The organism is Candidatus Comchoanobacter bicostacola, assembly GCF_024172705.1.
Taxonomy (GTDB): domain Bacteria; phylum Pseudomonadota; class Gammaproteobacteria; order Comchoanobacterales; family Comchoanobacteraceae; genus Comchoanobacter; species Comchoanobacter bicostacola.
Genome location: NZ_CP092900.1, coordinates 147312 through 167989, shown reverse-complemented (window position 1 = coordinate 167989; position 20678 = coordinate 147312). Strand labels below are relative to the sequence as shown.

Annotated in this window: 19 protein-coding genes; 10 read left to right on the top strand and 9 right to left on the bottom strand. The window is 38.7% G+C overall.

From position 1 onward, the window contains the following. The first annotated feature begins 10 nt into the window (after window positions 1–10). Window positions 11–481 carry a TspO/MBR family protein gene (locus tag MMH89_RS00815; protein ID WP_258568490.1) on the top strand — a complete coding sequence of 157 codons (471 nt, stop codon included), beginning with the start codon at window positions 11–13 and terminating at the stop codon, window positions 479–481. A gap of 46 nt (window positions 482–527) precedes the next feature. Beyond that, window positions 528–1310 carry a class II glutamine amidotransferase gene (locus MMH89_RS00810; RefSeq protein WP_258568489.1) on the top strand — a complete coding sequence of 261 codons (783 nt, stop codon included), beginning with the start codon at window positions 528–530 and terminating at the stop codon, window positions 1308–1310. Here MMH89_RS00810 and MMH89_RS00805 read toward each other — a convergent pair whose 3' ends face one another. The 4 genes from MMH89_RS00805 to MMH89_RS00790 form a co-directional block, all read right to left on the bottom strand. Further along, window positions 1311–1982 (bottom strand): metal-dependent hydrolase, encoded by a 672-nt coding sequence (locus MMH89_RS00805; protein WP_258568488.1) that lies wholly within the window; start codon window positions 1980–1982, stop codon window positions 1311–1313. A 113-nt stretch (window positions 1983–2095) separates the two neighbouring features. Further along, window positions 2096–2734 (bottom strand): cell division protein FtsQ/DivIB, encoded by a 639-nt coding sequence (locus tag MMH89_RS00800; RefSeq protein WP_258568487.1) that lies wholly within the window; start codon window positions 2732–2734, stop codon window positions 2096–2098. A gap of 135 nt (window positions 2735–2869) precedes the next feature. Further along, the gene (locus MMH89_RS00795) at window positions 2870–5236 is read right to left on the bottom strand and encodes a hypothetical protein (RefSeq protein ID WP_258568486.1); all 2367 of its coding nucleotides are present in this window, start codon (window positions 5234–5236) and stop codon (window positions 2870–2872) included. 257 nt (window positions 5237–5493) lie between these two features. Next, a complete protein-coding gene (locus tag MMH89_RS00790; RefSeq protein WP_258568485.1) occupies window positions 5494–5814 on the bottom strand; it encodes a hypothetical protein in 321 nt (106 codons plus the stop codon). Window positions 5815–5962: 148 nt separating this feature from the next. Between MMH89_RS00790 and MMH89_RS00785 the strand changes: the two genes are divergently transcribed. Then, complete coding sequence (locus MMH89_RS00785) at window positions 5963–8119, top strand: UvrD-helicase domain-containing protein (protein ID WP_258568484.1); 2157 nt, start codon at window positions 5963–5965, stop codon at window positions 8117–8119. A 51-nt stretch (window positions 8120–8170) separates the two neighbouring features. After that, window positions 8171–9076: a hypothetical protein gene (locus tag MMH89_RS00780; RefSeq protein ID WP_258568483.1), complete on the top strand. Its 906-nt coding sequence runs from the start codon at window positions 8171–8173 to the stop codon at window positions 9074–9076. Here the strand turns inward: MMH89_RS00780 and MMH89_RS00775 are convergent. Genes MMH89_RS00775 through MMH89_RS00765 form a run of 3 tightly spaced genes read right to left on the bottom strand, consistent with a single transcriptional unit; the run spans window position 9073 to window position 12075 of the window. Next, on the bottom strand, window positions 9073–10326 hold the full coding sequence (locus tag MMH89_RS00775) for a M16 family metallopeptidase (RefSeq protein WP_258568482.1): 1254 nt from the start codon (window positions 10324–10326) through the stop codon (window positions 9073–9075). The two genes, MMH89_RS00780 and MMH89_RS00775, sit on opposite strands and share 4 nt — an antisense overlap. Then, window positions 10326–11612, bottom strand: a complete 1287-nt coding sequence (locus MMH89_RS00770) for a M16 family metallopeptidase (protein WP_258568481.1) — start codon at window positions 11610–11612, stop codon at window positions 10326–10328. Before MMH89_RS00770 ends, MMH89_RS00775 begins: the two co-directional genes overlap by 1 nt. After that, window positions 11599–12075 (bottom strand): disulfide bond formation protein B, encoded by a 477-nt coding sequence (locus tag MMH89_RS00765; RefSeq protein WP_258568480.1) that lies wholly within the window; start codon window positions 12073–12075, stop codon window positions 11599–11601. The genes MMH89_RS00770 and MMH89_RS00765 overlap by 14 nt, the downstream gene beginning before the upstream one ends. A 176-nt stretch (window positions 12076–12251) precedes the next feature. On the opposite strand from MMH89_RS00765, the gene MMH89_RS00760 reads away from it, so the two are divergent. The 5 genes from MMH89_RS00760 to MMH89_RS00740 all read left to right on the top strand — a co-directional run bounded on the left by MMH89_RS00760 (window position 12252) and on the right by MMH89_RS00740 (window position 17449). Continuing rightward, the gene (locus MMH89_RS00760; RefSeq protein ID WP_258568479.1) at window positions 12252–12821 is read left to right on the top strand and encodes a nucleotide exchange factor GrpE; all 570 of its coding nucleotides are present in this window, start codon (window positions 12252–12254) and stop codon (window positions 12819–12821) included. A gap of 62 nt (window positions 12822–12883) precedes the next feature. Beyond that, window positions 12884–14818 carry a molecular chaperone DnaK gene (gene dnaK / locus MMH89_RS00755; RefSeq protein WP_258568478.1) on the top strand — a complete coding sequence of 645 codons (1935 nt, stop codon included), beginning with the start codon at window positions 12884–12886 and terminating at the stop codon, window positions 14816–14818. A 52-nt stretch (window positions 14819–14870) separates the two neighbouring features. Then, window positions 14871–15992 carry a molecular chaperone DnaJ gene (dnaJ, locus tag MMH89_RS00750; protein ID WP_258568477.1) on the top strand — a complete coding sequence of 374 codons (1122 nt, stop codon included), beginning with the start codon at window positions 14871–14873 and terminating at the stop codon, window positions 15990–15992. Between the two features lie 105 nt (window positions 15993–16097). Beyond that, window positions 16098–16808: a hypothetical protein gene (locus MMH89_RS00745; RefSeq protein WP_258568476.1), complete on the top strand. Its 711-nt coding sequence runs from the start codon at window positions 16098–16100 to the stop codon at window positions 16806–16808. A gap of 8 nt (window positions 16809–16816) precedes the next feature. Beyond that, on the top strand, window positions 16817–17449 hold the full coding sequence (locus MMH89_RS00740; RefSeq protein WP_258568475.1) for a hypothetical protein: 633 nt from the start codon (window positions 16817–16819) through the stop codon (window positions 17447–17449). Here the strand turns inward: MMH89_RS00740 and MMH89_RS00735 are convergent. Then, window positions 17442–18614 (bottom strand): PAS domain-containing sensor histidine kinase, encoded by a 1173-nt coding sequence (locus MMH89_RS00735; protein ID WP_258568474.1) that lies wholly within the window; start codon window positions 18612–18614, stop codon window positions 17442–17444. The two genes, MMH89_RS00740 and MMH89_RS00735, sit on opposite strands and share 8 nt — an antisense overlap. Before the next feature lie 124 nt (window positions 18615–18738). On the opposite strand from MMH89_RS00735, the gene MMH89_RS00730 reads away from it, so the two are divergent. Then, window positions 18739–20337: a hypothetical protein gene (locus tag MMH89_RS00730; RefSeq protein ID WP_258568473.1), complete on the top strand. Its 1599-nt coding sequence runs from the start codon at window positions 18739–18741 to the stop codon at window positions 20335–20337. Here the strand turns inward: MMH89_RS00730 and MMH89_RS00725 are convergent. After that, window positions 20334–20585 (bottom strand): hypothetical protein, encoded by a 252-nt coding sequence (locus tag MMH89_RS00725; RefSeq protein WP_258568472.1) that lies wholly within the window; start codon window positions 20583–20585, stop codon window positions 20334–20336. The genes MMH89_RS00730 and MMH89_RS00725 overlap by 4 nt on opposite strands. Window positions 20586–20678: the final 93 nt, after the last annotated feature.

The following is a 20678-nucleotide window of genomic DNA, read 5'->3' as shown; positions in this document are numbered from 1 at the left end:
ATAACGAACTATGAACACAAACTTAAAAAATGCAGCATCACTTTTCTTATGGGTAGCAGCTCTGTTATTCACTGGTTTTTTAATTGGACAAATGACCCAACCAGGCATTACCGATTGGTATCAAGCTTTAAACAAGTCAGCACTTACCCCACCTGATTATGTCTTTGGGCTTGTTTGGAGTATACTCTATGCTATGATTGGCTATTGTGGCTGGGCAATTTGGCAAACACAACAAAGTACAAACACTAAGCTCATTTTTATTACTCAATTATTACTCAACTTTATTTGGTCACCGCTTTTCTTTTATTTTAACCAAGTTTTACTTTCTTTAATTGTTATCTTAATACTGATTTGCCTTGTGGCTACATTAATGCGTATACTATCAAAAAATCAGCTATTATTAGCTATACTGCTTACTCCTTACTTTTTATGGCTGGGCTTTGCAAGTTACTTAAATGCATTTATATGGCTTTATAACTGACAAATACAAATAAATTATTATAATACGACTATATTGGAGTTAAACTATGTGCCGCTTTATTGCATACCTTGGCGAGCAACCGGTAACGGTGGCCTCGCTTATTGATGAGCCTAAAAACTCACTAATTAAGCAAAGCCATGGTTCATTAGAGTCAAAAATAAATATTCATGGTGATGGATTTGGAATCAGCTGGTACAGCAACCGATGCCAACCTGGCATCTTTAAGTCCATTCGTCCCGCTTGGAATGATCAGAACTTAATTTATCTAGCGAATGAACTATCCAGCAGCTGCTTTATGGCACATATCCGAGCAGCAACACATGGAGATGTATGTAGAAATAATTGCCATCCTTTTCATTATGAAAAGTATAGCTTTATGCACAATGGTCGTATCGATGGATTTTCTGAAATCAAACGTGAGTTATCCACACTACTCGATGACGACCTATTTCTCCATATTAGCGGGAGCACTGACTCTGAGCACTTATTTTTCTTAATTATGCATTTTCTTAAAGCAGAAAACGACCTCATCCAAGCCATTGAGTCTGCATTTTCATGGATAGAATCAAGATTAACTGCTAAAGGTCATATAGCACATTTAAATATCGCTATTACTGATGGAGCACAAATGATCGCAACACGCTACAGCACGCACAATCAAGAGCCTTTGTCATTGTATCAGAGCACCTCCATGCACAAAGATGGATTTATTATTTCATCTGAGGCATTGCATGACTGTGCAAAAACATGGACTAAAGTGCCCAATGGCCACTACGTATATATGAAAGAAATGAGGGGTCAAGCAATAATCGCTCCACTTGAGATTTAGTTACTTACCCATCAAGCCCTTGAGTTTGAATATCTTATATAATAGGCCTTGATTAATATATAGCAAATAGCTCAATACCATATACATAACTGCCGTTGATAATGCTGTACTTGCAGTTAACTTTAGTGCAGATCCTAATGACTTCTTAGGTCTAAAAAGCTTCCCTGATAAGTTAACTGCTGAATTCAGCTCATCCAAAACCAAATGACATAAATAGCCAACGACAACGGCCAGCATAAAAGTGAATAATGACCAGTAGTGAAATTTATATTGAGATAAAACAGTTAATGTAATCAACCCAAAAATTAAAGCCATAGGGACAGAATGAAAAGCCCCTCTATGCGAAGTTAATCGCTTAAACGCATACTGAACGCCTGCAAACATCAATGCCCCAGCTGATACAGCGGCAATCGCCCCTTCTAGATACAAGTTGTAATGCTTAAGTGATAAGTCAAAAACTAATACCATAGAGATTAATGATAATAATGCAAAAATAATTTGTACTGGTATCCCACTATTACTATCAATATCTGGCAACATAGCTGAAAAAATTGTAATAAAAAATGCTAAGTATATTTCTGGTAACTTAATGGGTGTACACAAAAAAAGCACACTTGAGAAGACGATAGCTGTTAATATACCAAATGAAATATGTGCTTTAAATCCTGCCATAAGTAGTCCGTTCTTACTTCCGTATAATTCCTTAGACTTATATTATCAACTTAACCATAATGATCAACATGAATCTAAAAAAAATAAGAGAGACAAGCCATGATTAAATATTATTACCCTTTCCCACACACATAATATTTTGAGTGAGTGATGTAACAAGCACTGCCTGACTTCAATAAGTCAGATACTTTAGACAAATAGGACGCGTCATGAAATTGTCTCAAATCTGGCATTGTCAGCGTCCCTCCTCCCTCAAATGTTATTTGACTCACTCCGTATGGAACCGAATGTATTTCTTGAACAGATAATCCCTCTTGGTTTGAGAGCGCTAACCAAGAAACAGCTAGTTGATATCGCTGGGGTGCAACATTAAAGTTTGGCAGCCTTGAATTTTGCTGATTTGGAAGGTTGAACTCCGCTCCCCGCTCACTCAAAAATAGATTATCTTTTATCTTAGCTACAGGACGTTTTGCTTTAAGCTTAATTCGTGAATAACCTGGATAAACCCAATGAATCGTGTAATTATCAACCCAGCTCATCTTTGAAATTGATTGTACTAGACTGTTTATATTTGAAAGCTGACTAACCTGGCCTGACTCATAAGCATTTAACCACATAAAATTTACAGGAAGATAAGACCCAAAATAATAACCATACAACAACACAGTGGTGTACAGCGCGAGTAATGTAGCTGGAATAAAGCGTTCTGCTCTCATTAATTTAATATCCATATCAGTGAAGTCACACAACATAGTATACTACAATATTGAATCATACACAGCACTGATCTAAAGAAAGAGGGTATCCGTGATCCAATACCCTATTTACTCTAAATACAATCATGCTTTTATTCATGATCTCTTAGATTTGGTTGTATATCAGTCTCCTTAAGGGACTAGACCCCCTTCAATTGGATCCACTAAAACAATGTTACCCACAACAACAGCGGAATTTGATTCAGAAAATTCAAATCCATCAACCACTACTGAATTTTCTTCTGTTGTAGAAGGATTCTTCCCTCCGGCTGCGGAGCAGCCCAATGATTCTTTTCCATTTCTTTTTGAATTCTGTTTTTCATGAGAAAACATTGAGACTTTAGGTTTTTTTGGCTTGCTTTGCTTGGGCGAATCCGAATTAACTCTTTTTCTTTTAGCTGAAGATGTTTCATCCTCAGGCGTACATATTTTAGGATCTTTGGGCTTATTAGCAATAAGCCTGGTAACGTCGGAATACCTATCTTGTACTCTCTTTTTATCAGCTGGACTCAATTCAGAAAACCCAGAGTGAACCCTACAGGCATTCAAATGCTTAAATGCTGCTTTTAGAGCTTCATTGCCTTGCTGGTCACCATGCCCTTGGCGGTATAAGTGAGCTACACTGAGATGTGCACTTACTTGGAGAGCTAGCTTAAAATGAGAAAACCCTGAGTGATCTATACCGACCTTCAAATGCTTAAATGCTGCTTTTAGAGCTTCATTGCCTTGCTGGTCACCATGCCCTTGGCGGTATAAGTGAGCTACACTGAGATGTGCACTTACTTGGAGAGCTAGCTTAAAATGAGAAAACCCTGAGTGATCTATACCGACCTTCAAATGCTTAAATGCTGATTTTAGAGCTTCATTGCCTTGCTGGTCACCATGCCCTTGGCGGTATAAGTGGGCTACACTAAGATGTGCACTTACTTGCTCAATAGCTGGAATCTGAGAAAATGCTGAGTGATCTATACCGACCTTCAAATGCTTAAATGCTGCTTTTAGAGCTTCATTGCCTTGCTGGTCACCATGCCCTTGGCGGTATAAGTGGGCTACACTGAGATGTGCACTTACTTGGAGAGCTAGCTTAAAATGAGAAAACCCTGAGTGATCTATACCGACCTTCAAATGCTTAAATGCTGCTTTTAGAGCTTCATTGCCTTGCTGGTCACCATGCCCTTGGCGGTATAAGTGGGCTACACTGATATGAGCCGATGCTTGGAGAGCTGGATTCACATGAGAAAACCCTGAGTGATCTATACCGACCTTCAAATGATTAAATGCTGCTTTTAGAGCTTCTTTGCCTTGCTGGTCACCATGCCCTTGGCGGTATAAGTCGGATGCTTCGAGATGTTCCCTTACTTGCTCAATAGCTGGAATCTGAGAAAATGCTGAGTGATCTATACCGACCTTAAAATGATTAAATGCTGCTTTTAGAGCTTCTTTGCCTTGCTGGTCACCATGCCCTTGGCGGTATAAGTGGGCTACACTAAGATGTGCACTTACTTGCTCAATAGCTGAAAGCTGAGAAAACCCTGAGTGATCTATACCGACCTTCAAATGATTAAATGCTGCTTTTAGAGCTTCTTTGCCTTGCTGGTCACCATGCCCTTGGCGGTATAAGTGGGCTACACTAAGATGTGCCCATGCTTGGAGAGCTGGAATCTGAGAAAATGCTGAGTGATCTATACCGACCTTCAAATGCTTAAATGCTGCTTTTAGAGCTTCATTGCCTTGCTGGTCACCATGCCCTTGGCAGTATAAGTGGGCTACTATGCAATGTGCCTTTACTTGCTCAATAGCTGGAATATGAGAAAATGCTGAGTGATCTATACCGACCTTCAAATGATTGAATTCTGCTTTTAGAGCTTCTTTGCCTTGCTGGTCGCCATGCCCTTGGCGGTATAAGTGGGCTACACTAAGATGTGCGCTTACTTGCTCAATAGCTGGAATCTGAGAAAATGCTGAGTGATCTATACCGACCTTAAAATACTTAAATGCTTCTTTCAAAGCTTCTTTGCCTTGCTGGTCGCCATGCCCTTGGCGGTATAAGTGGGCTACTATGCAATGTGCCCTTACTTGCTCAATAGCTGGAATCTGAGAAAACCCTGAGTGATCTATACCGACCTTCAAATGCTTAAATGCTGCTTTTAGAGCTTCTTTACCTTGCTGGTCACCATGCCCTTGGCGGTATACACAAACTAAAATAAAATGAGCTTCAACACTATCTATAGTCTTTAAATAATCAAGTGAAAACTTAATTTGCTGTATAGGCTGAAGCTTATCCTCTAGATAAATTTTATAGATTGTCTCAAGAGGTAGTATTTTGAAGAGACTTTTCTTAAATTCAATATCCTTATTAGAAAATACAGAAGCAAGTAGTTCTCCATATAACACGAGATTCTCTTGCCCAGATAACTCTCCAAGCCAATAAGTGATTTGATGAAGAGGATTTTTTTGTAGCTTTTGCGCTATTGCTTCATGAATATGTTCATTTTTCATTTTACCTTAAGCCCTCGTTTGTAACTAAGCATTAACATTTATTCCATACATGTTGGTTTCATCCTTTTCTCAATTTAATTACTCTTTTATATTTAAACATTTTCATGTTGTAAATCTTTATTATAAAATCAGTCTGTAACATTGTATTAAAACAATATGAATATTATTATAACATCGTTATAAATAGCTATGTTTAATACAAAGTTATTTACTATTCACACCTTAAGTAAAAACGCTAAACCCCAAACTCTTTTACGCTATATTCTTACCCAGTTAAGCTCAGACCCCGAATCTACCGAACAGAAATCATCCCTCTTAGACAATGTTCCATCTACACTATTCTCTTGAAGGTTCACCACAAGATTATTTGCAGCAAGCGGGCAACTATCCTGATATTGCGACCAGTAATGATGGATTAATACGCCGCATGATAAAAACATTAGGTCTCGGGGTGTCATAGCAACAACCTCTTTTAGCCAACTTATCCATGTAACGCACCTCGAAAAAAGACGCACAGCTTCATTCTGCCCCTCAATTTGACCTATTTCATTAATATTCGTATCAGCTGTATGATCCATATTTACCATCCTTCTTTAAATACTGCATTATGTATGGTTAGCTTGAACTTTGTCAATTAGCCTGACTCTGCTTCTAGAGAACACAAACTACGCATGAATTTAGGTATCGTGCTAAAATTAAAACATCTGAGTCTAGACAGGATAGTCTGTGAATATTATAGTATCTGCAAACAAAGAGATTCTCGTGGATATTTCAGAAATTATTGATACACTCAATCCTCAGCAACGTGAGGCAGCAACAGCACTTAGGTCCAATGTACTCGTACTAGCGGGGGCTGGCTCTGGAAAAACAAGAACTATGGTGCACCGTATCGCGTACTTAATTACGACTGGGCAAGCACACTGGCATCAAATTCTAGCTGTCACATTTACCAACAAAGCTGCAAATGAACTGAAACACAGAGTAGCGAAATTACTACCTCAACAACAACAGTCTAACTTATGGACAGGGACATTTCACAGTATTTGCCATAAACTTCTGCGAATACATAGTAAAGAATGTCAACTTAATGATCACTTCCAAGTTATTGATACTGATGAGCAAATACGCATCATAAAAAAAATACATAAAAAAATGCAGCTTGATGATAAACAATGGCCTCATAAAAAAACACTGCATCATATTAATGCGCAAAAAGAGCATGGGATGCGTGCGCAAGACTGTTATGATGAAAGCACTGTGTATCTCAAAACAATTAGTGAGCTATACCAGAGCTACGAAAAATACTGTAAAACAGAGCATTTAGTTGATTTTACTGAATTAATGCTTGCTGTCTGTGAATTACTTGAATCGAACGAATCCATTCGCTGGCGATATCAAAAACAATTTAAGCATATACTAATTGATGAGTTCCAGGATACCAATACGCTACAGTACCGTTTAATAAAAAACCTAACAGGTAGTGAGCAGTGTATTTTTGCAGTGGGTGATGATGATCAATCTATTTACAGTTGGCGTGGTGCACGAGTTGATCATATGTTTGCATTTGAAAAAGACTTTTCACCTGTCACTACAGTTAAACTAGAACAGAATTATCGATCCACAAAAGCTATTTTAGATGCAGCTAATCATGTAATACGGAATAATGAACACCGACTGGCTAAATCACTATGGACTGACTCTGAAGTCGGTGAAAAAATTAAGTTATATTCTGCTTATAATGAAATAGATGAAGCACAATTCGTCTGTGAGCAGATTCAAACACTTAGAGATGATGTGAGACTTCAGGAATGTGCTATATTGTACCGCTCAAATGCACAATCTCGAATCTTTGAAGAAAAATTAAGCCACATGGGTATTGCTTACCGTGTTTATGGGGGACTCAGGTTTTTTGACCGTTCCGAAATCAAAGACATTCTAGCTTACTTAAGACTAGTCGCAAACCCAGATGACAATCTTGCATTCGAACGTGTGGTTAATCTTCCTCCTAGAGGTGTTGGGAAAGTTACACTGGATAAGATACGGAGTTATAGCCTAGAACATACCTGCTCACTGTGGCAAAGCTTACAGATAATGCTAGAAACTCAAAAATCAGAGTCACTACATCAATTTACACACATCATTGAGCAAGCGCACACATATAGAGGCAATCTACAGGAACTCATAACCCACATCATTGATGGCAGTAATATCAAAGCCTATTGGAAGAACCAAAAAAACATTCAAGCAGACTCTAAAATTGAAAACATTGATGAACTTGTAAACGCCGCAAAGTCTTATGAAAGCCAAGAACCTGATTATGATCCACTGAGTGAATTTCTAAGCAATGTAGTTCTGGATCAAAATAGAGAACAAATGACACAAAGTGACCAAGTCCAACTAATGACGCTTCATGCATCCAAAGGTTTAGAGTTCCAATATGTCTTTTTAGTGGGCGTCGAAGAAGATTTATTCCCACATAAAATGACACACGCAGACCCTGCCCAAGTTGAAGAAGAACGAAGACTTTGCTACGTAGGCATGACTCGTGCCCGCACTCAACTTTATATTTCCTACGCGGAGACCCGTCGACAATTTGGGCAAGAACACTACCAAAGACCTTCGCGATTCATCCAAGAAATACCACAAGATGCATTAGAAAGCATTCGATTAGGTAATGCTCAAACAGCATATCCTACTCAATCAAATAACGCCTATCATTTTAAATTGGGGCAAACTGTATTTCACAAAAAATTTGGAGAGGGTATTGTGCTTAATTATGAAGAAGATGGCGACAACAGCCGAGTACATGTTAGATTTAGCCAAGCCGGTGCTAAATGGCTACTTTGTGCCTATGCAAATCTAGCGAACCACCCTGTTACTTGACAAAAATCAACCCTTGAATACAATAGAGAATATGACAACGTATAGGATATAATGAGTACTAGTTATACATACCAACAAAAGGTTCTTGATCGCTTTTCAGCACTTACTCTAACCACCTGCATAACCGCATCTTTTTGCGCAGAAGCATTTGGCTCTATACTCATTGGTAATGCACTCACCCTTTTCAGCATCCTTGGACCCGCCCTATGGTTAACAGCCATGGTATACTTTATCTATAAAATATATAAAGCTGATCAAAGAGGGCAAGAAACGCCCATGTATTTCGAAATAATTCTTGGCATGCTGACAGGAGCAATGTTTTCTGGTTTTCTAGCTAGCTACATGCTAATTAATCCTTTTGCAATCATATTTGCAGCCAGCTCATGTGGATTAGTCTTATTATGTAGCCTTATCTATGCAAAGTGCCAACCCTCAGATAACAGGCCCATGCGTATTTCTAAAGCGCTCGGGATTACAGCCTTCAATATTTTTTTAATTTCTACAGTATTATTATTAATTGGCGTACTAACTGGAAGTCCTGCTTATTTCTTTTTTGAAGCCATCTTAATTTCAGTATTTTCTACGGCTGGAATCATTTGTCACGTGCATAATGTGATTAATGATAATCGCAGATCTAATCCAGCACTGGCTGCGCTCTGTTTATTTACGAGAGTCATTGACCTATTTGTTTCACTAACCAGACTATATGCGCTTTCTTCAAACAAATCAGGCAAGAATACGTCAAATATTAGTAGAGATATCAAAATTATTGCCTGCTACTTGCTAAGCGCTGGTTTACTCTTTTACTACATGCTAAGTGGTGGATTATTCAGACCTCAAAATCCACGCCCCTCTTCCGACAGAGCTTGCCCACCTGAGGCAGCAGCAACAAGATATGATAGAAATACTAGACCTAGAGAGGAAAATCTAGATAACAGGGCTGTAGCTGCTTACTAGGTTTTCAGAGTTCCTGCGGTTACACATGCTAGCTTATCTAGCTCAATATACTTTTGAATGCATGCATTTACCTGATCAAGTGCTACAGATTCAATTCGATGGGTATAATTAAAGATCTCTTCTGCACCGAACCCTTTTTCAATAAAGGATAAGATATCCCGTAATATTGCATCAGGTGAACTTTGCGCGACTAAATAGCGTCCGGTTATTCCTTGCTTACGCTCTGATAACTCTTCTTCCGTAATCCCTGATTTTTTCCAGATTTGTAACTGCTTCATAATCGCGGCAACCCCTTTATCTAGAAGCTCCGGAGAAAAGCAGCCATACACATACCACGATAGAGTTTCATTTTGCTTCATCCCACCCACTGTTGATCCTACTGAGTAAGTTAAACCCTCCTCATCTCTGACTGTACGCATTAATCGGGCAGAAAAACTCCCTCCTAAAGCATCTAATGCAATCATCAATGGGTAAAAATCTTCATGATGTCGATCAACAGTCGTAGCGTGTCCCAGCATTAAGTTAACACTGGTCTTTTGAGCAATCTCCACATGAGCCTTTGCTGCTTTTACTGGCTTAATTGGCACTGCAAAACGCTGGTGCTTTAATGCTCTTGTAGACTGTGGAGAAAAACGTTGCTCAACCTGAGAAATAAACGCTTTTGCATCTACATCCCCAACCACGACCCAAAATCCATTAGTTACACAATCAAACGAAGCATGATACGACTTTAACTGCTCAACACTGACCTGAGATGAGATACTCAGCATAGCCTTAGGATCATCTAATCTGTTGAAGCTCTTGTCCGCAAATAGCTGTTCATTAAATGCAACTGCCGCTCGAGTACCTGTATCATCATCCTGCATTGCCAATACAGCTTGCATTTTAGCTTTCAAACTATCTAAATCTTTTTTGTCTAATTTAGGGCACATTAATTGCTCTGCAATCACTGCAATTAATTGTGCCGTATCTTGAATACAGCATCTAAAAGAAATCATTAAATATTCTAAAGATGCGGAATGACTCACTTGAATCCCCCTGCCCTCTAAAATTTCATAGAGCTCATCAGCCGTGTGTTTTTCAGTATCATAGCCTAGCATTGATGCAAATATTGCTGGCAACATCCGATGCTCATATGAGAGATAAGCACTACCTACTGGTAAAACATAAGCTCCTGTGATGAATCCTGTGTGACTTGTTTTTAAAGTATAAAAGGTTTGGTGATTTCCTTGCTGGATATTCATACTCATCACTTTTTCTCCGATAGAGGGATAAAATGCCCAGTTGTTGACTGGTCTTCATGCAAATATTTCATTGCTGCTTCTTGAAGCATTTTTGGTGTAATCTTAGCTAACCTATCAGGAAGATCATAAAAATATCGCCAATCTTTAAGCGCAATAGCTTCATTAACTTGGCTTAATGAGCTAAAGAAACTGCCTCGTCCATAAATGTTATGTGCCTTAACCATATTCACCACGCGCTCTAACTCTTTAGGTTTAACCAACTCTTTTTTGATTAACGCAATCTCCTCAAGAATGATTTCCTCAAGCGCTTCAGATGATGAATTAGGTGTTGGAATAGCATATATAGCAAACAAACCTTCATCAATATTTGGGTAATCCTCTGCAAAGACTGATGTTGCTAAGCCTTTATGTACTAACTTTTTATACAAGCGGCTTGATCGACCTTGATGCAAGATAGAAGACAACACTTGTAAACACAAATGCTCATCAGATAATCCCTTAGGCGTTTTGAATGCAATACAGACACAACCAGGTTGATTTGAAACTCTCTTCAAAACGTAACGCTTGGCTCCTTCTTGAGGCGGCTCAGTTGTGTATACCTGAGGAATCTCATGACTACTTGGCTCAATTTTCCCAAAGTGCTCATCAATTTGTTGTAACACATCGTCTTGATCAAATGATCCTACAACGGATAGCGTTGCATTATTCGGCCAATAATACGTATCATAAAACTTACGTAAACGTTCAATACTTACATTCTCAATGTCGGACAACCACCCAATCGTCGTATGATGATATGGGTGAGCAACATATGCAGTAGACCATAGTACTTTTCGCAGTGCTGATATAGGATCGTTTTCATCCATCTCATACTCATTACGCACAACCGTCATTTCTGCTTTACGGTCCTCCTCCCTAATGAAAGCATTTCGCATACGATCTGCCTCAATTTCTATCGCACGATGCAAATACTGAGTCGGCAAAATTTCAAAATAATTGGTTCGGTCATTCCATGTAGTCGCATTTAAAATTGCGCCCACATTTTCCAACTGATCAATATTATTTTTAAGCGCTTTGTGGAAGTTTTTTGAGCCTTTGAACATCAGATGCTCTAAAATATGAGTAGCACCGGTGTACCCTGTAGCCTCATCTCTTGACCCCACATGATAGGTCACTTGAAACCCAGCAACATCATTCACGGGATTAGGCATCAAAATGACTCTTAATCCATTTTTTTTGTGTTTAAAAACTTGTGCACCATGTGCGGATTCAAGCAAATCATACATCTTCATGCTGCGCTCCTTTAATTTTGCATAATGATATTAGCACCCCAAAACTATAATACGCAAGCAAACTAAGCACAAAAAACAAATCCATTCCAATATGCCCAGCACCACATGACCGACCTGACTGTAATAACCAAGAACCTAAAAAAGAAGGATATTGATACCAAGGCAAGATCTCTATCATTCCAAATGGCAAGCAAGTCGTAGTTGAAGTAACCCCTATTAATATAGCCAAATGCCATAGACCAACTATAGCGCCAACATAATATAAATAATGATAATATTTTTGAATCCTCGAGAGCGGAAGAAAAAATATGATAAAGGCACTCACTAAAATCCAGCGCTGTATCTCACATAATGTACAAGGCATAACGCCTGCCATATAGTCATACAATACAGCCACTGGCACCATTAAGGCCCCCACCATCACCCAGTTTTTTTCTGTAATTTGTTTGCTCAACTTAATCAACGTCAATGACTCCTATACTATTTATCTCATTAAAGGCTAACAGGCATTGATAACTAACTTAGCAAGCACCTCATGATCCGTGTATTAATTATACGATTCATATTTAATACAAGCAAAGCCTTGAGAAATAAAATGTAGTACTTAAGATAATAAATAAGCATTTATAGAGACTAATCATGACTGAACATAAATCTGAATCCTTATCAGCTGAGGCGCTTAAACCCGCTCACACTGACAGCTTAGAACAAGCGCTGGAAGAGGCTAACGCTACTATTCAAACGCTACAGACTGAAAACGAAGTGCTCACTACAAAAATTGAAGAAACCAAAGATCAGTTTATCAGACAAGTTGCCACTCATCGCAATCAAATTACACAAATTGAAAAAAACAGCACTAATAAAGCAGAGTTTGCCATTAGTAAATTTGCAAAAGAAATTATAGCCATTGGTGATGTATTACAAACGGGGCTTAATAATTGCTCTGATCAAGAGAGTGATCATTACCGAGGAATGTCCATGACACTTGATAAGTTTTACCATACACTCGAAGAGCATGATATTACACGCATTCAATCTTTAGGTGAAGCATTTAATCCTGAATTCCATGAAGCCCTAACGACACAAGAAAGTGATGAAATAAAACCTAATCATGTCTTACACGTAGTACAAGAAGGCTATATGCTTAAAAATAGAGTACTCAGGCACACAAAAGTAATTGTTTCAAAAAAGATTTCATCTAACTCTTGAGAATTTAAAATACGTCCATAAATTACACTATGAATCAAACATAACTAACTGGAGAAACCACCATGTCAACTAATGCAAGTACTATCATTGGAATAGATCTTGGAACCACGTTTTCTTGCGTTGCTGTTAACCAAAATGGCAAACCTATTGTAATTGAAAACAACGTAGGCGCACGCACAACACCATCCTATGTTGCTGTAGAAGATGATGGAAAGCAAACTGTTGGTATCACAGCTAAAAACCAAGCAGCACTCAATCCATCTAATACTTTTTATGCAACGAAAAGGCTTATGGGTCACCAAATGAGTGATGATGTTATTAAAAACAGCACGTTACACTATCAACTAAAACCTGCAAAAAACAATGACGTTCGTATCGAAGTCACCTCAAATGGTAAAACTGAACTCTGGGCACCTGAAAAATTTGCAGCCGTTATTCTAACTCAGATGAAAAAAGTAGCTGAAGATTACTTAGGTCATGAAGTCACTCAAGCGGTGGTTACTGTCCCTGCATATTTTAATGAGAAGCAAAGGCAAGCAACTAAAGATGCTGGAAAAATTGCAGGACTAGATGTTAAGCGAATTATTAATGAGCCCACTGCAGCAGCCCTAGCCTACGGAATGGACAAACAACAAAATGATAGCCGAATTGTTGTATACGACTTAGGGGGTGGTACATTTGATGTATCCGTGATCGAAATGAACAAAATCGATGATGACTTCCAATTTAGTGTCGTTTCTACTGACGGTGATACATTCTTGGGTGGTGAAGACTTTGACCAAAAAATTATCGATATGGTGCTCACATCCTTCAATCAATCCAACCCTGGGTTGAATATTGGAAACGATGCTCAAGCAATGCAGCGTATCAAAGAAGCAGCTGAAAAGTGTAAAATTGCACTCTCATCTTCTTTAGAGTACACCATCAACTTGCCTTATATCACTATGGATAAATCAGGCCCTAAGCACTTAGATGTACGAATTAGTAGAGCCAATTTTGAAAATGAAACTGCAGAACTGGTTGAGCGCACATTAAAACCCTGTGAAACAGCACTCAAAGATGCAGGGTTTGATATTAGCGACATTGATGATGTGATTCTTGTTGGTGGTCAAACACGTATGCCAAAGATACAAGAGCGTGTTGAAGCATTCTTTAAAAAAGCACCACGTAAAAACGTAAACCCTGATGAAGCTGTGGCTGTTGGTGCAGCAATTCAAGGCGGTGTTCTTTCTGGAGATGTTAAAGACGTACTCTTGTTAGACGTAACACCACTAACACTTGGAATTGAAACCATGGGTGGCGTCATGACTCCTTTGGTTGAGAAAAACACAACAATTCCAACCCGTGCAAGTCAAGTGTTTTCTACTGCAGGAGACAATCAAACTGAAGTAACCATTACTGTGCTTCAAGGAGAGCGTAAAGTAGCATCACAAAACAAACAGCTCGGACAGTTCAATCTAACAAGCATACCGCCTGCTCCAAGAGGCATGCCAAAGATTGAAGTAGCCTTTGATATTGATGCTAATGGCATATTAAATGTAACCGCAAAAGATCAAGCAACCAACAAAGATCAATCTATTTCAATCCAATCCGCTGGCGGACTCAGTGATGAAGAGATTGAGCAAATGGTACAGGACGCCAAAAATAACGCTGAAGCTGATCAAGAGTTTGAGGCGCTGACACAAGCGATCAACCAAGCAGAGCAGCTGATCCATGGAACTCGAAAAGCAATTAAAGATCTTGGTGATGGCGTAGATGCAACTCAAAAGGAAAGTACAGAAGCTGCAATCAAAGAGCTGGAAGAAGCTGTTGCTGCTAAGAATAAGGCTGATATTGATGCGAAATCAGAAGCGCTTTCAAGCATTTCAGGTGAAATAGCACAAGCGGCATATCAGAAAAACAACGCAAATGCACAGCCAGAAGGTAGTGCTGAATCAACTGAATCTAATAATGAAACTGTTGACGCTGAGTTTGACGAAGTTGACGAAAACAAATAAATGGTGGGGCCTTGAGCCCTACTCCTCATTGTTTAAAAAGGTAGTGTAAATAATGTCACAGAAAAAAGATTTTTATGAGACGCTGGGTGTAGAGCGCAATGCAACTGCACAGCAAATTAAAGCTGCATACCGTAAGGCCGCAATGCGCCACCATCCAGATAGAAATGCCAAAAAATCTGATGCTGAGAGACAAGAGTCTGAACGCACCTTTAAAGAAATGAGTGAAGCCTACTCAGTGCTTTCTGATGAACGAAAACGAGCAGAGTATGACCGATTTGGTCACACTCAAGGTGGCGCCGGGGCTGGCCCATTTGGTGCTGGAGACTTTGGTGATATTAACATTAATGACATTTTTGAACAGTTCTTTGGTGGAGGGGGAGCAGCACCAGGCCCAACTAAAGGTTCTGACCTTGGCGCTTCTATCGCTATCAGCCTACAGGAAGCAGCCAGTGGCGTTGCAAAAGAAATCACTATAAAACGTCTGTGCCCCTGCACAGCATGTAATGGCTCAGGCGCTAAAACTGGAAGCACGCCCCAGCGCTGTACAACATGTGGCGGACACGGTCGCGTCAATATGCAACAAGGTTTCTTATCGATTCAACAAACCTGCCCAACGTGTCATGGAAAGGGAACAATCATAAAAGACCCATGCAGAGTTTGCTCCGGTAGTGGATGCACGAAACAATCCAGCAAAATAAGCGTTCGCATCCCATCTGGCGTGGAAAGTGGCGATAGAATGCGCGTACCCGGAAAAGGTAATGCAGGACAAAATGGTGCTGCATCTGGTGATTTATACTTAGATATCCATGTCCAACCTCACCCTCTATTTGAACGCAAAGGGGTTGACCTACACTGCACGGTCCCTATCTCTTTTTACACAGCATGTGTTGGAGGTGAAACTGAGGTGGCCACGCTTGAGAAGCTGATCAAGCTGAAAATACCTAAAGAAACCCAATCAGGAAGCGCTCTGCGGATCCGAAACGCCGGCATAAAGAGCGTAAAGCACAACCGTCATGGTGATTTAATCTGCCATATCCAAGTTGAGACACCTGTAAAGCTAGATACGCAGCAAATAGAATCCATTAAGCAATTTGATAACTCTATTACACAGCACAATCTGCAAAACCCACAAAGCAAATCATTTATTGAGAAAATCAAGTCATTATTTGCATAAAATGCAAAACCTAATAAAATTGAAAAATGATTAGCGTAGATTATCATTGACAATAGCTGCCTTAAACTCTACTTTACCTGAAAAGGAAGAAATGGAGCATTTAAAATGGATAGAATATCTAGATACATAATAGCAGGGACATTAGCAATTACTCAATTAGCACTTGCCAATGCTGATAATACATTCTACAAACCAAAATTTTGGGCAACTGCAGGTTTTGAGGAGCACCATATGCATGCATTGGTTGACATCCCTCTTAATTACATAACTGATTGTAATACCTTGTGTGATGCGAGTCAGAACATACCCCTCCCGCTTGAACACAATATTTCATCACCCTATTTGGGCCTGAATATTGAAATAGCTGCTCATGAAAATCTAACGTTTGGCGTCCATGGCCAACTAGCCCAATCAAACGTTAATCTATTTATTGAGGAGTTATATCTTACTCAATCAACTTCTCCAACGATTGGGCTATATGGCTATTATACTGTACAAGATACATCATTTGGCTTTGGCGTTGATCTAAACCATATTAAAAGCACTGCCAATGTGATTGAGCACGGGTATAACCTGGAACTAAATTATCAATCGCTCAACCCAAAGATTGTTCTATCTTATATACTTCACTTTAATGGCTACAGTCGATTGAACCTATCTGGTTTTGCTAGCCTCCCACAGGCCATCAAAAATAATGAAGTAACTTCTCCGCAAAATCTAGAATTTTCTTCTGATGACTCAGGGGTCACAAAAATAGAAACAGGTTTTAAAATATCATACAGCCAAGAAGTTAGCAGCGTAACATCACTTATATAGGAAAAAGCATGAACAACCATATAGCATTAATCGCAACATTAATTACAAGCAGCTCCGTTACACTAGCGCAAACCCAATACAATTTACTAGATACCGCTAGTATTCAACTCGGAATGGGCGTTGGGATTTTCGAGGCCCCTGTGACCATTAATCACGTTCAGTTATTAGGCGCAGCATTCATTAATGCCCCGACTACATCAATTGAAATTTCCACCATACAGCCTATTAATAATTTATTGTCTCTCTCTGTAGATACAGACATTGCCTTTACTCCTGGACAACCTATACTCACATTAGGGGTTGGCTCTCACATTAGAAGCAGTAAATATAGCAGTTTTGGCCTTGGAGTTGGCATATCCAGCCTGACAGATCAGTCAACTGACAATCATCAGCTACCTATTGACGTCACTTCTTCATACATACACTTAAAATTTAGTGCAGAAATAATGACTCAGCTATCGTCAAACGTTTATACTAAATTCCAAACCTTTGTATCACCGCAAACCAATGGTAGTGATATAATTATGATTGGATCACCCTATTCAGAATTTTCCAAAGTGAATGGATACATTAAAAACGTTGGAGTTAGTAATTTTGGATTTAAAATTAGTGCTGGATACTTATTTAACTCAATTAGTTAATATCTATTATAGGTAACGTTACACTAAATGTACTTCCAGCCCCGACTTGACTTTCTACGGAAACTTGGCCGTTTAAGTCTTCTACAAAGTCTTTAACAATCGATAGGCCTAATCCTGAACCATCAGAAGGCCTATTGCTTGCAACCCTAGCAAGCGGTGAAAAAATAAACTCATGGTAGTTATGAGCAATACCTATTCCAGTATCTCTCACATGGATCTCAAGTAAACCACTATCTGCCTCTGAAGCATAAATAGTCTCAACTTCCACATACCCATTCTTCTTGATTTCTGCTGTATACTTTAGTGCATTACTAACCAAATTAGAAATGATTCGGCGGATACGTATTGCATCTAAATTAATATATTTCGGAAAGTCATCACTAAAGGTAAAGCGCATCGTGAGATTCTTTGCTCTAGCCATCGTCTGAAAACTTTTCTCAATAACCGCTATCTCTTTTCTTAGATCTACTGGAGAGAGATTAACTGGCAGTGGCTCTTTGCGCTTAGTGATACCTAGTGTCAACTGATTAATATATTCTAATAAGTGTTTACCAGACAGCTTTATCGATTCCACCCAGACTTTTGTTTCATCATCCACAGGCATATTTAACAAACAATCGGAGGCACCTATAATATTACTCAATGGTGATTTAAGGTCATGACGGAAGTTCTCAACAAATGTCCGCATAGTTTGCTCAACAGTCTGCATCTCATTAAACCGCTCCATAATCACACCTTCAGCTTTTTTTCGCTCTGTGATATCTACTGCAACACCCAGTAAATAAGACTGATTATTTAAGGAGCTTTTAAACCCTTTCTTATATGATAGAAAAACCTTGCCCAAACGGTGCTCCGTTTCTTCAAACACCAGTGGTAATTTGCTGCTCATTGCCAGCTTATCATGCTTCATAACCATTTTGTTAATTGCTGTAGGCGAAATTGAGCGCAACCATGCGTATATACTTTGGCCAGGCGTCCAACCAAGTGCAATTAATTTATTTTTTAAAGACTCAGTTGCATATAGCAAGTCACCATTTTTGGACAAGATCCAAATACTTTCTGGGAAATGATCGAAAGATTCTTCCAAAAACTGTAGCTTCTGCTTTAAAGTTTCATTCTTAGCTTTTAATTCCTTAATTTCCTCTTCCAGATCCAAGCTAGGCATGGATTACCCCTCTATTATGTTCAATTGTTTTATGTTAACATATAGTGAATTTATTGCGAAACCAAATTAGTTATTATCGCGAATTAAATACACCTTGGAACCTTGTCAAAAAATGGAATTTGAAATGGATACTAGTGCCCAGAAACCAGAATTTAAAAACTTTGGAAAACTCCCTAAGTTTAGTAGTATATTTAGCGCTAATTACAGCTCTTCAAAAAAAGGATTAAAATCTCCATTAGCTTATTACTTTTTATTTTACTCTAACATTTTTCACAATAGGCCAACACTAGCGATGCGTGTAGGCGTTTTTTTCAAGCACTTCCAACTACTCATTATTAACTTATTACTGGTCGCATTTAAAGGTATATTCATTCACACCTTGTTAAAAGAAACCTGTAAATTAATCACCGCAAGCGCCTCACTCTATAATAAAATACCCACTGCAATTCTTTTATTCTTAAGCCAAGGAGTTCTGAGCTTCTTCCAAAAGTGGCAGCAAAATAGAATGTTCCACAATAGCACCAAAGTGACTTTTGCACATATTGTAGGCTGTGAGAACCATCAACTCTCCTCTGAAGATCAAGATAATAAGTGTTTAAAAGCAGAGCTACACTCAACGTTCTTTAAATTGATCATGGCTATTTGCTCTATTGTTATAACAGCAACTACATTTTACCAACTACTTACCCCTATATTATCTTTACTAATAGTTTTAACAGCTGCTACCACTAGTATTATTAGCCTATACCTTGCTAAATCAATTGAATCCCATAAAAATAAAATTAAAAAACTAACTCAAGACCTCAATGAGAAAGAGCACCACAGCAGTCAACAAGCCAAATACATACACTTTCAGATCACCAACTCTGAATATGCAATGCAAGCTTGCAAACAGGTCAATGCATTAATAATTACTTTATCTTCTGATATGTTTCGCGTAATTACTTTAGCTGTAAGCGCCATTCTTGTATTCACAGGTCAGTACCATGGACTCCTACTAACATTACAAATACAATCTGCCCAAGATGCATACAAATCAATTTGCAAATACATTCTTACACCTGCACTTTGGGGGAAATTCAAAGGCAGACTCTCCAAACTGAATGATTTTCAAAGAAAGCAGGATCTTGAGACACCAGAGGGTATGTGTCTCAACAGGCCTCCTACAGCCCTAGTTAAATACGCATTAATAGGGTTATGCTTCTTAGGTGCATTTAGTGCAAAAACAACATTCACCCTATTAATACAGCTGATCCAATCATCTATTGCACTTACACCAATCCATCTTGGGTGGTTGATTCTTCCTCTCTACACTCTCTTTTGTTTGACGACACGAAAGGTCCAGCGTAATGAAATTAATGCAGCACTTGTCTTAGTTCCTGCATTAATTTTCATGGGTATTTCAAGCTATTTATCGCTAATGAGCTTAACCAGTCTATTTATTGCATTGCCGGCACTCAAAATTTCTGGTTATGCATTAATTATACTAGCCTCAAGCTTTGCTTTTGAAAAAACACTGTTTAATCCTATTTATAGCCTTCTAGCAATTATCCTAACCTATGCCTCTCAACAGTTTATGCAAATATTCAAAGTGCCACTGATTGCTACGGACAAAATATTCAAAACCAGACTTTCAGGCCCTCCTACTCCTTCATACTCTTGTGAACACTTCATCAATATACAGAAAGAGCAAACGCAAGGAGTTTCACCTGTAATTAACTAGGATTTCGCAAACACCTTAAATGGGAAACCCAAGTTTTTCAAAGCATGCTGCATTGCAATAATCGCATAACGCGATTTAATTTCAATATAATAAATATTATCCCTCACATAGACGTTAGTTACCTCTTGTGCGAGCATTGGAGATATTGCAGACAATACATTTTTTCTAACTTGATTTTGCTTTTTTGCCTGAGAACTCATCTTCTTAATTAAATCAGACGATGTTAGCGTTGACTTCACGTGGGACATACCAAATTCTCATAAAACAAAACTATCATAACACTTGAAAATATATGACGCAAATCACATACCATTAACTTGCCTAAACTCAATAATTATGCA

What these genes read in the sequence shown, in the direction of transcription:
- MMH89_RS00815 (WP_258568490.1), top strand. Translation starts at nt 11, where the DNA reads ATGAACACAAACTTAAAAAATGCAGCATCACTTTTCTTATGGGTAGCA.
- MMH89_RS00810 (WP_258568489.1), top strand. Translation starts at nt 528, where the DNA reads ATGTGCCGCTTTATTGCATACCTTGGCGAGCAACCGGTAACGGTGGCC.
- MMH89_RS00805 (WP_258568488.1), bottom strand. Translation starts at nt 1,982, where the DNA reads ATGGCAGGATTTAAAGCACATATTTCATTTGGTATATTAACAGCTATC.
- MMH89_RS00800 (WP_258568487.1), bottom strand. Translation starts at nt 2,734, where the DNA reads ATGTTGTGTGACTTCACTGATATGGATATTAAATTAATGAGAGCAGAA.
- MMH89_RS00795 (WP_258568486.1), bottom strand. Translation starts at nt 5,236, where the DNA reads ATGAAAAATGAACATATTCATGAAGCAATAGCGCAAAAGCTACAAAAA.
- MMH89_RS00790 (WP_258568485.1), bottom strand. Translation starts at nt 5,814, where the DNA reads ATGGATCATACAGCTGATACGAATATTAATGAAATAGGTCAAATTGAG.
- MMH89_RS00780 (WP_258568483.1), top strand. Translation starts at nt 8,171, where the DNA reads ATGAGTACTAGTTATACATACCAACAAAAGGTTCTTGATCGCTTTTCA.
- MMH89_RS00775 (WP_258568482.1), bottom strand. Translation starts at nt 10,326, where the DNA reads ATGAGTATGAATATCCAGCAAGGAAATCACCAAACCTTTTATACTTTA.
- MMH89_RS00770 (WP_258568481.1), bottom strand. Translation starts at nt 11,612, where the DNA reads ATGAAGATGTATGATTTGCTTGAATCCGCACATGGTGCACAAGTTTTT.
- MMH89_RS00760 (WP_258568479.1), top strand. Translation starts at nt 12,252, where the DNA reads ATGACTGAACATAAATCTGAATCCTTATCAGCTGAGGCGCTTAAACCC.
- dnaK (WP_258568478.1), top strand. Translation starts at nt 12,884, where the DNA reads ATGTCAACTAATGCAAGTACTATCATTGGAATAGATCTTGGAACCACG.
- dnaJ (WP_258568477.1), top strand. Translation starts at nt 14,871, where the DNA reads ATGTCACAGAAAAAAGATTTTTATGAGACGCTGGGTGTAGAGCGCAAT.
- MMH89_RS00745 (WP_258568476.1), top strand. Translation starts at nt 16,098, where the DNA reads ATGGATAGAATATCTAGATACATAATAGCAGGGACATTAGCAATTACT.
- MMH89_RS00740 (WP_258568475.1), top strand. Translation starts at nt 16,817, where the DNA reads ATGAACAACCATATAGCATTAATCGCAACATTAATTACAAGCAGCTCC.
- MMH89_RS00735 (WP_258568474.1), bottom strand. Translation starts at nt 18,614, where the DNA reads ATGCCTAGCTTGGATCTGGAAGAGGAAATTAAGGAATTAAAAGCTAAG.
- MMH89_RS00730 (WP_258568473.1), top strand. Translation starts at nt 18,739, where the DNA reads ATGGATACTAGTGCCCAGAAACCAGAATTTAAAAACTTTGGAAAACTC.
- MMH89_RS00725 (WP_258568472.1), bottom strand. Translation starts at nt 20,585, where the DNA reads ATGTCCCACGTGAAGTCAACGCTAACATCGTCTGATTTAATTAAGAAG.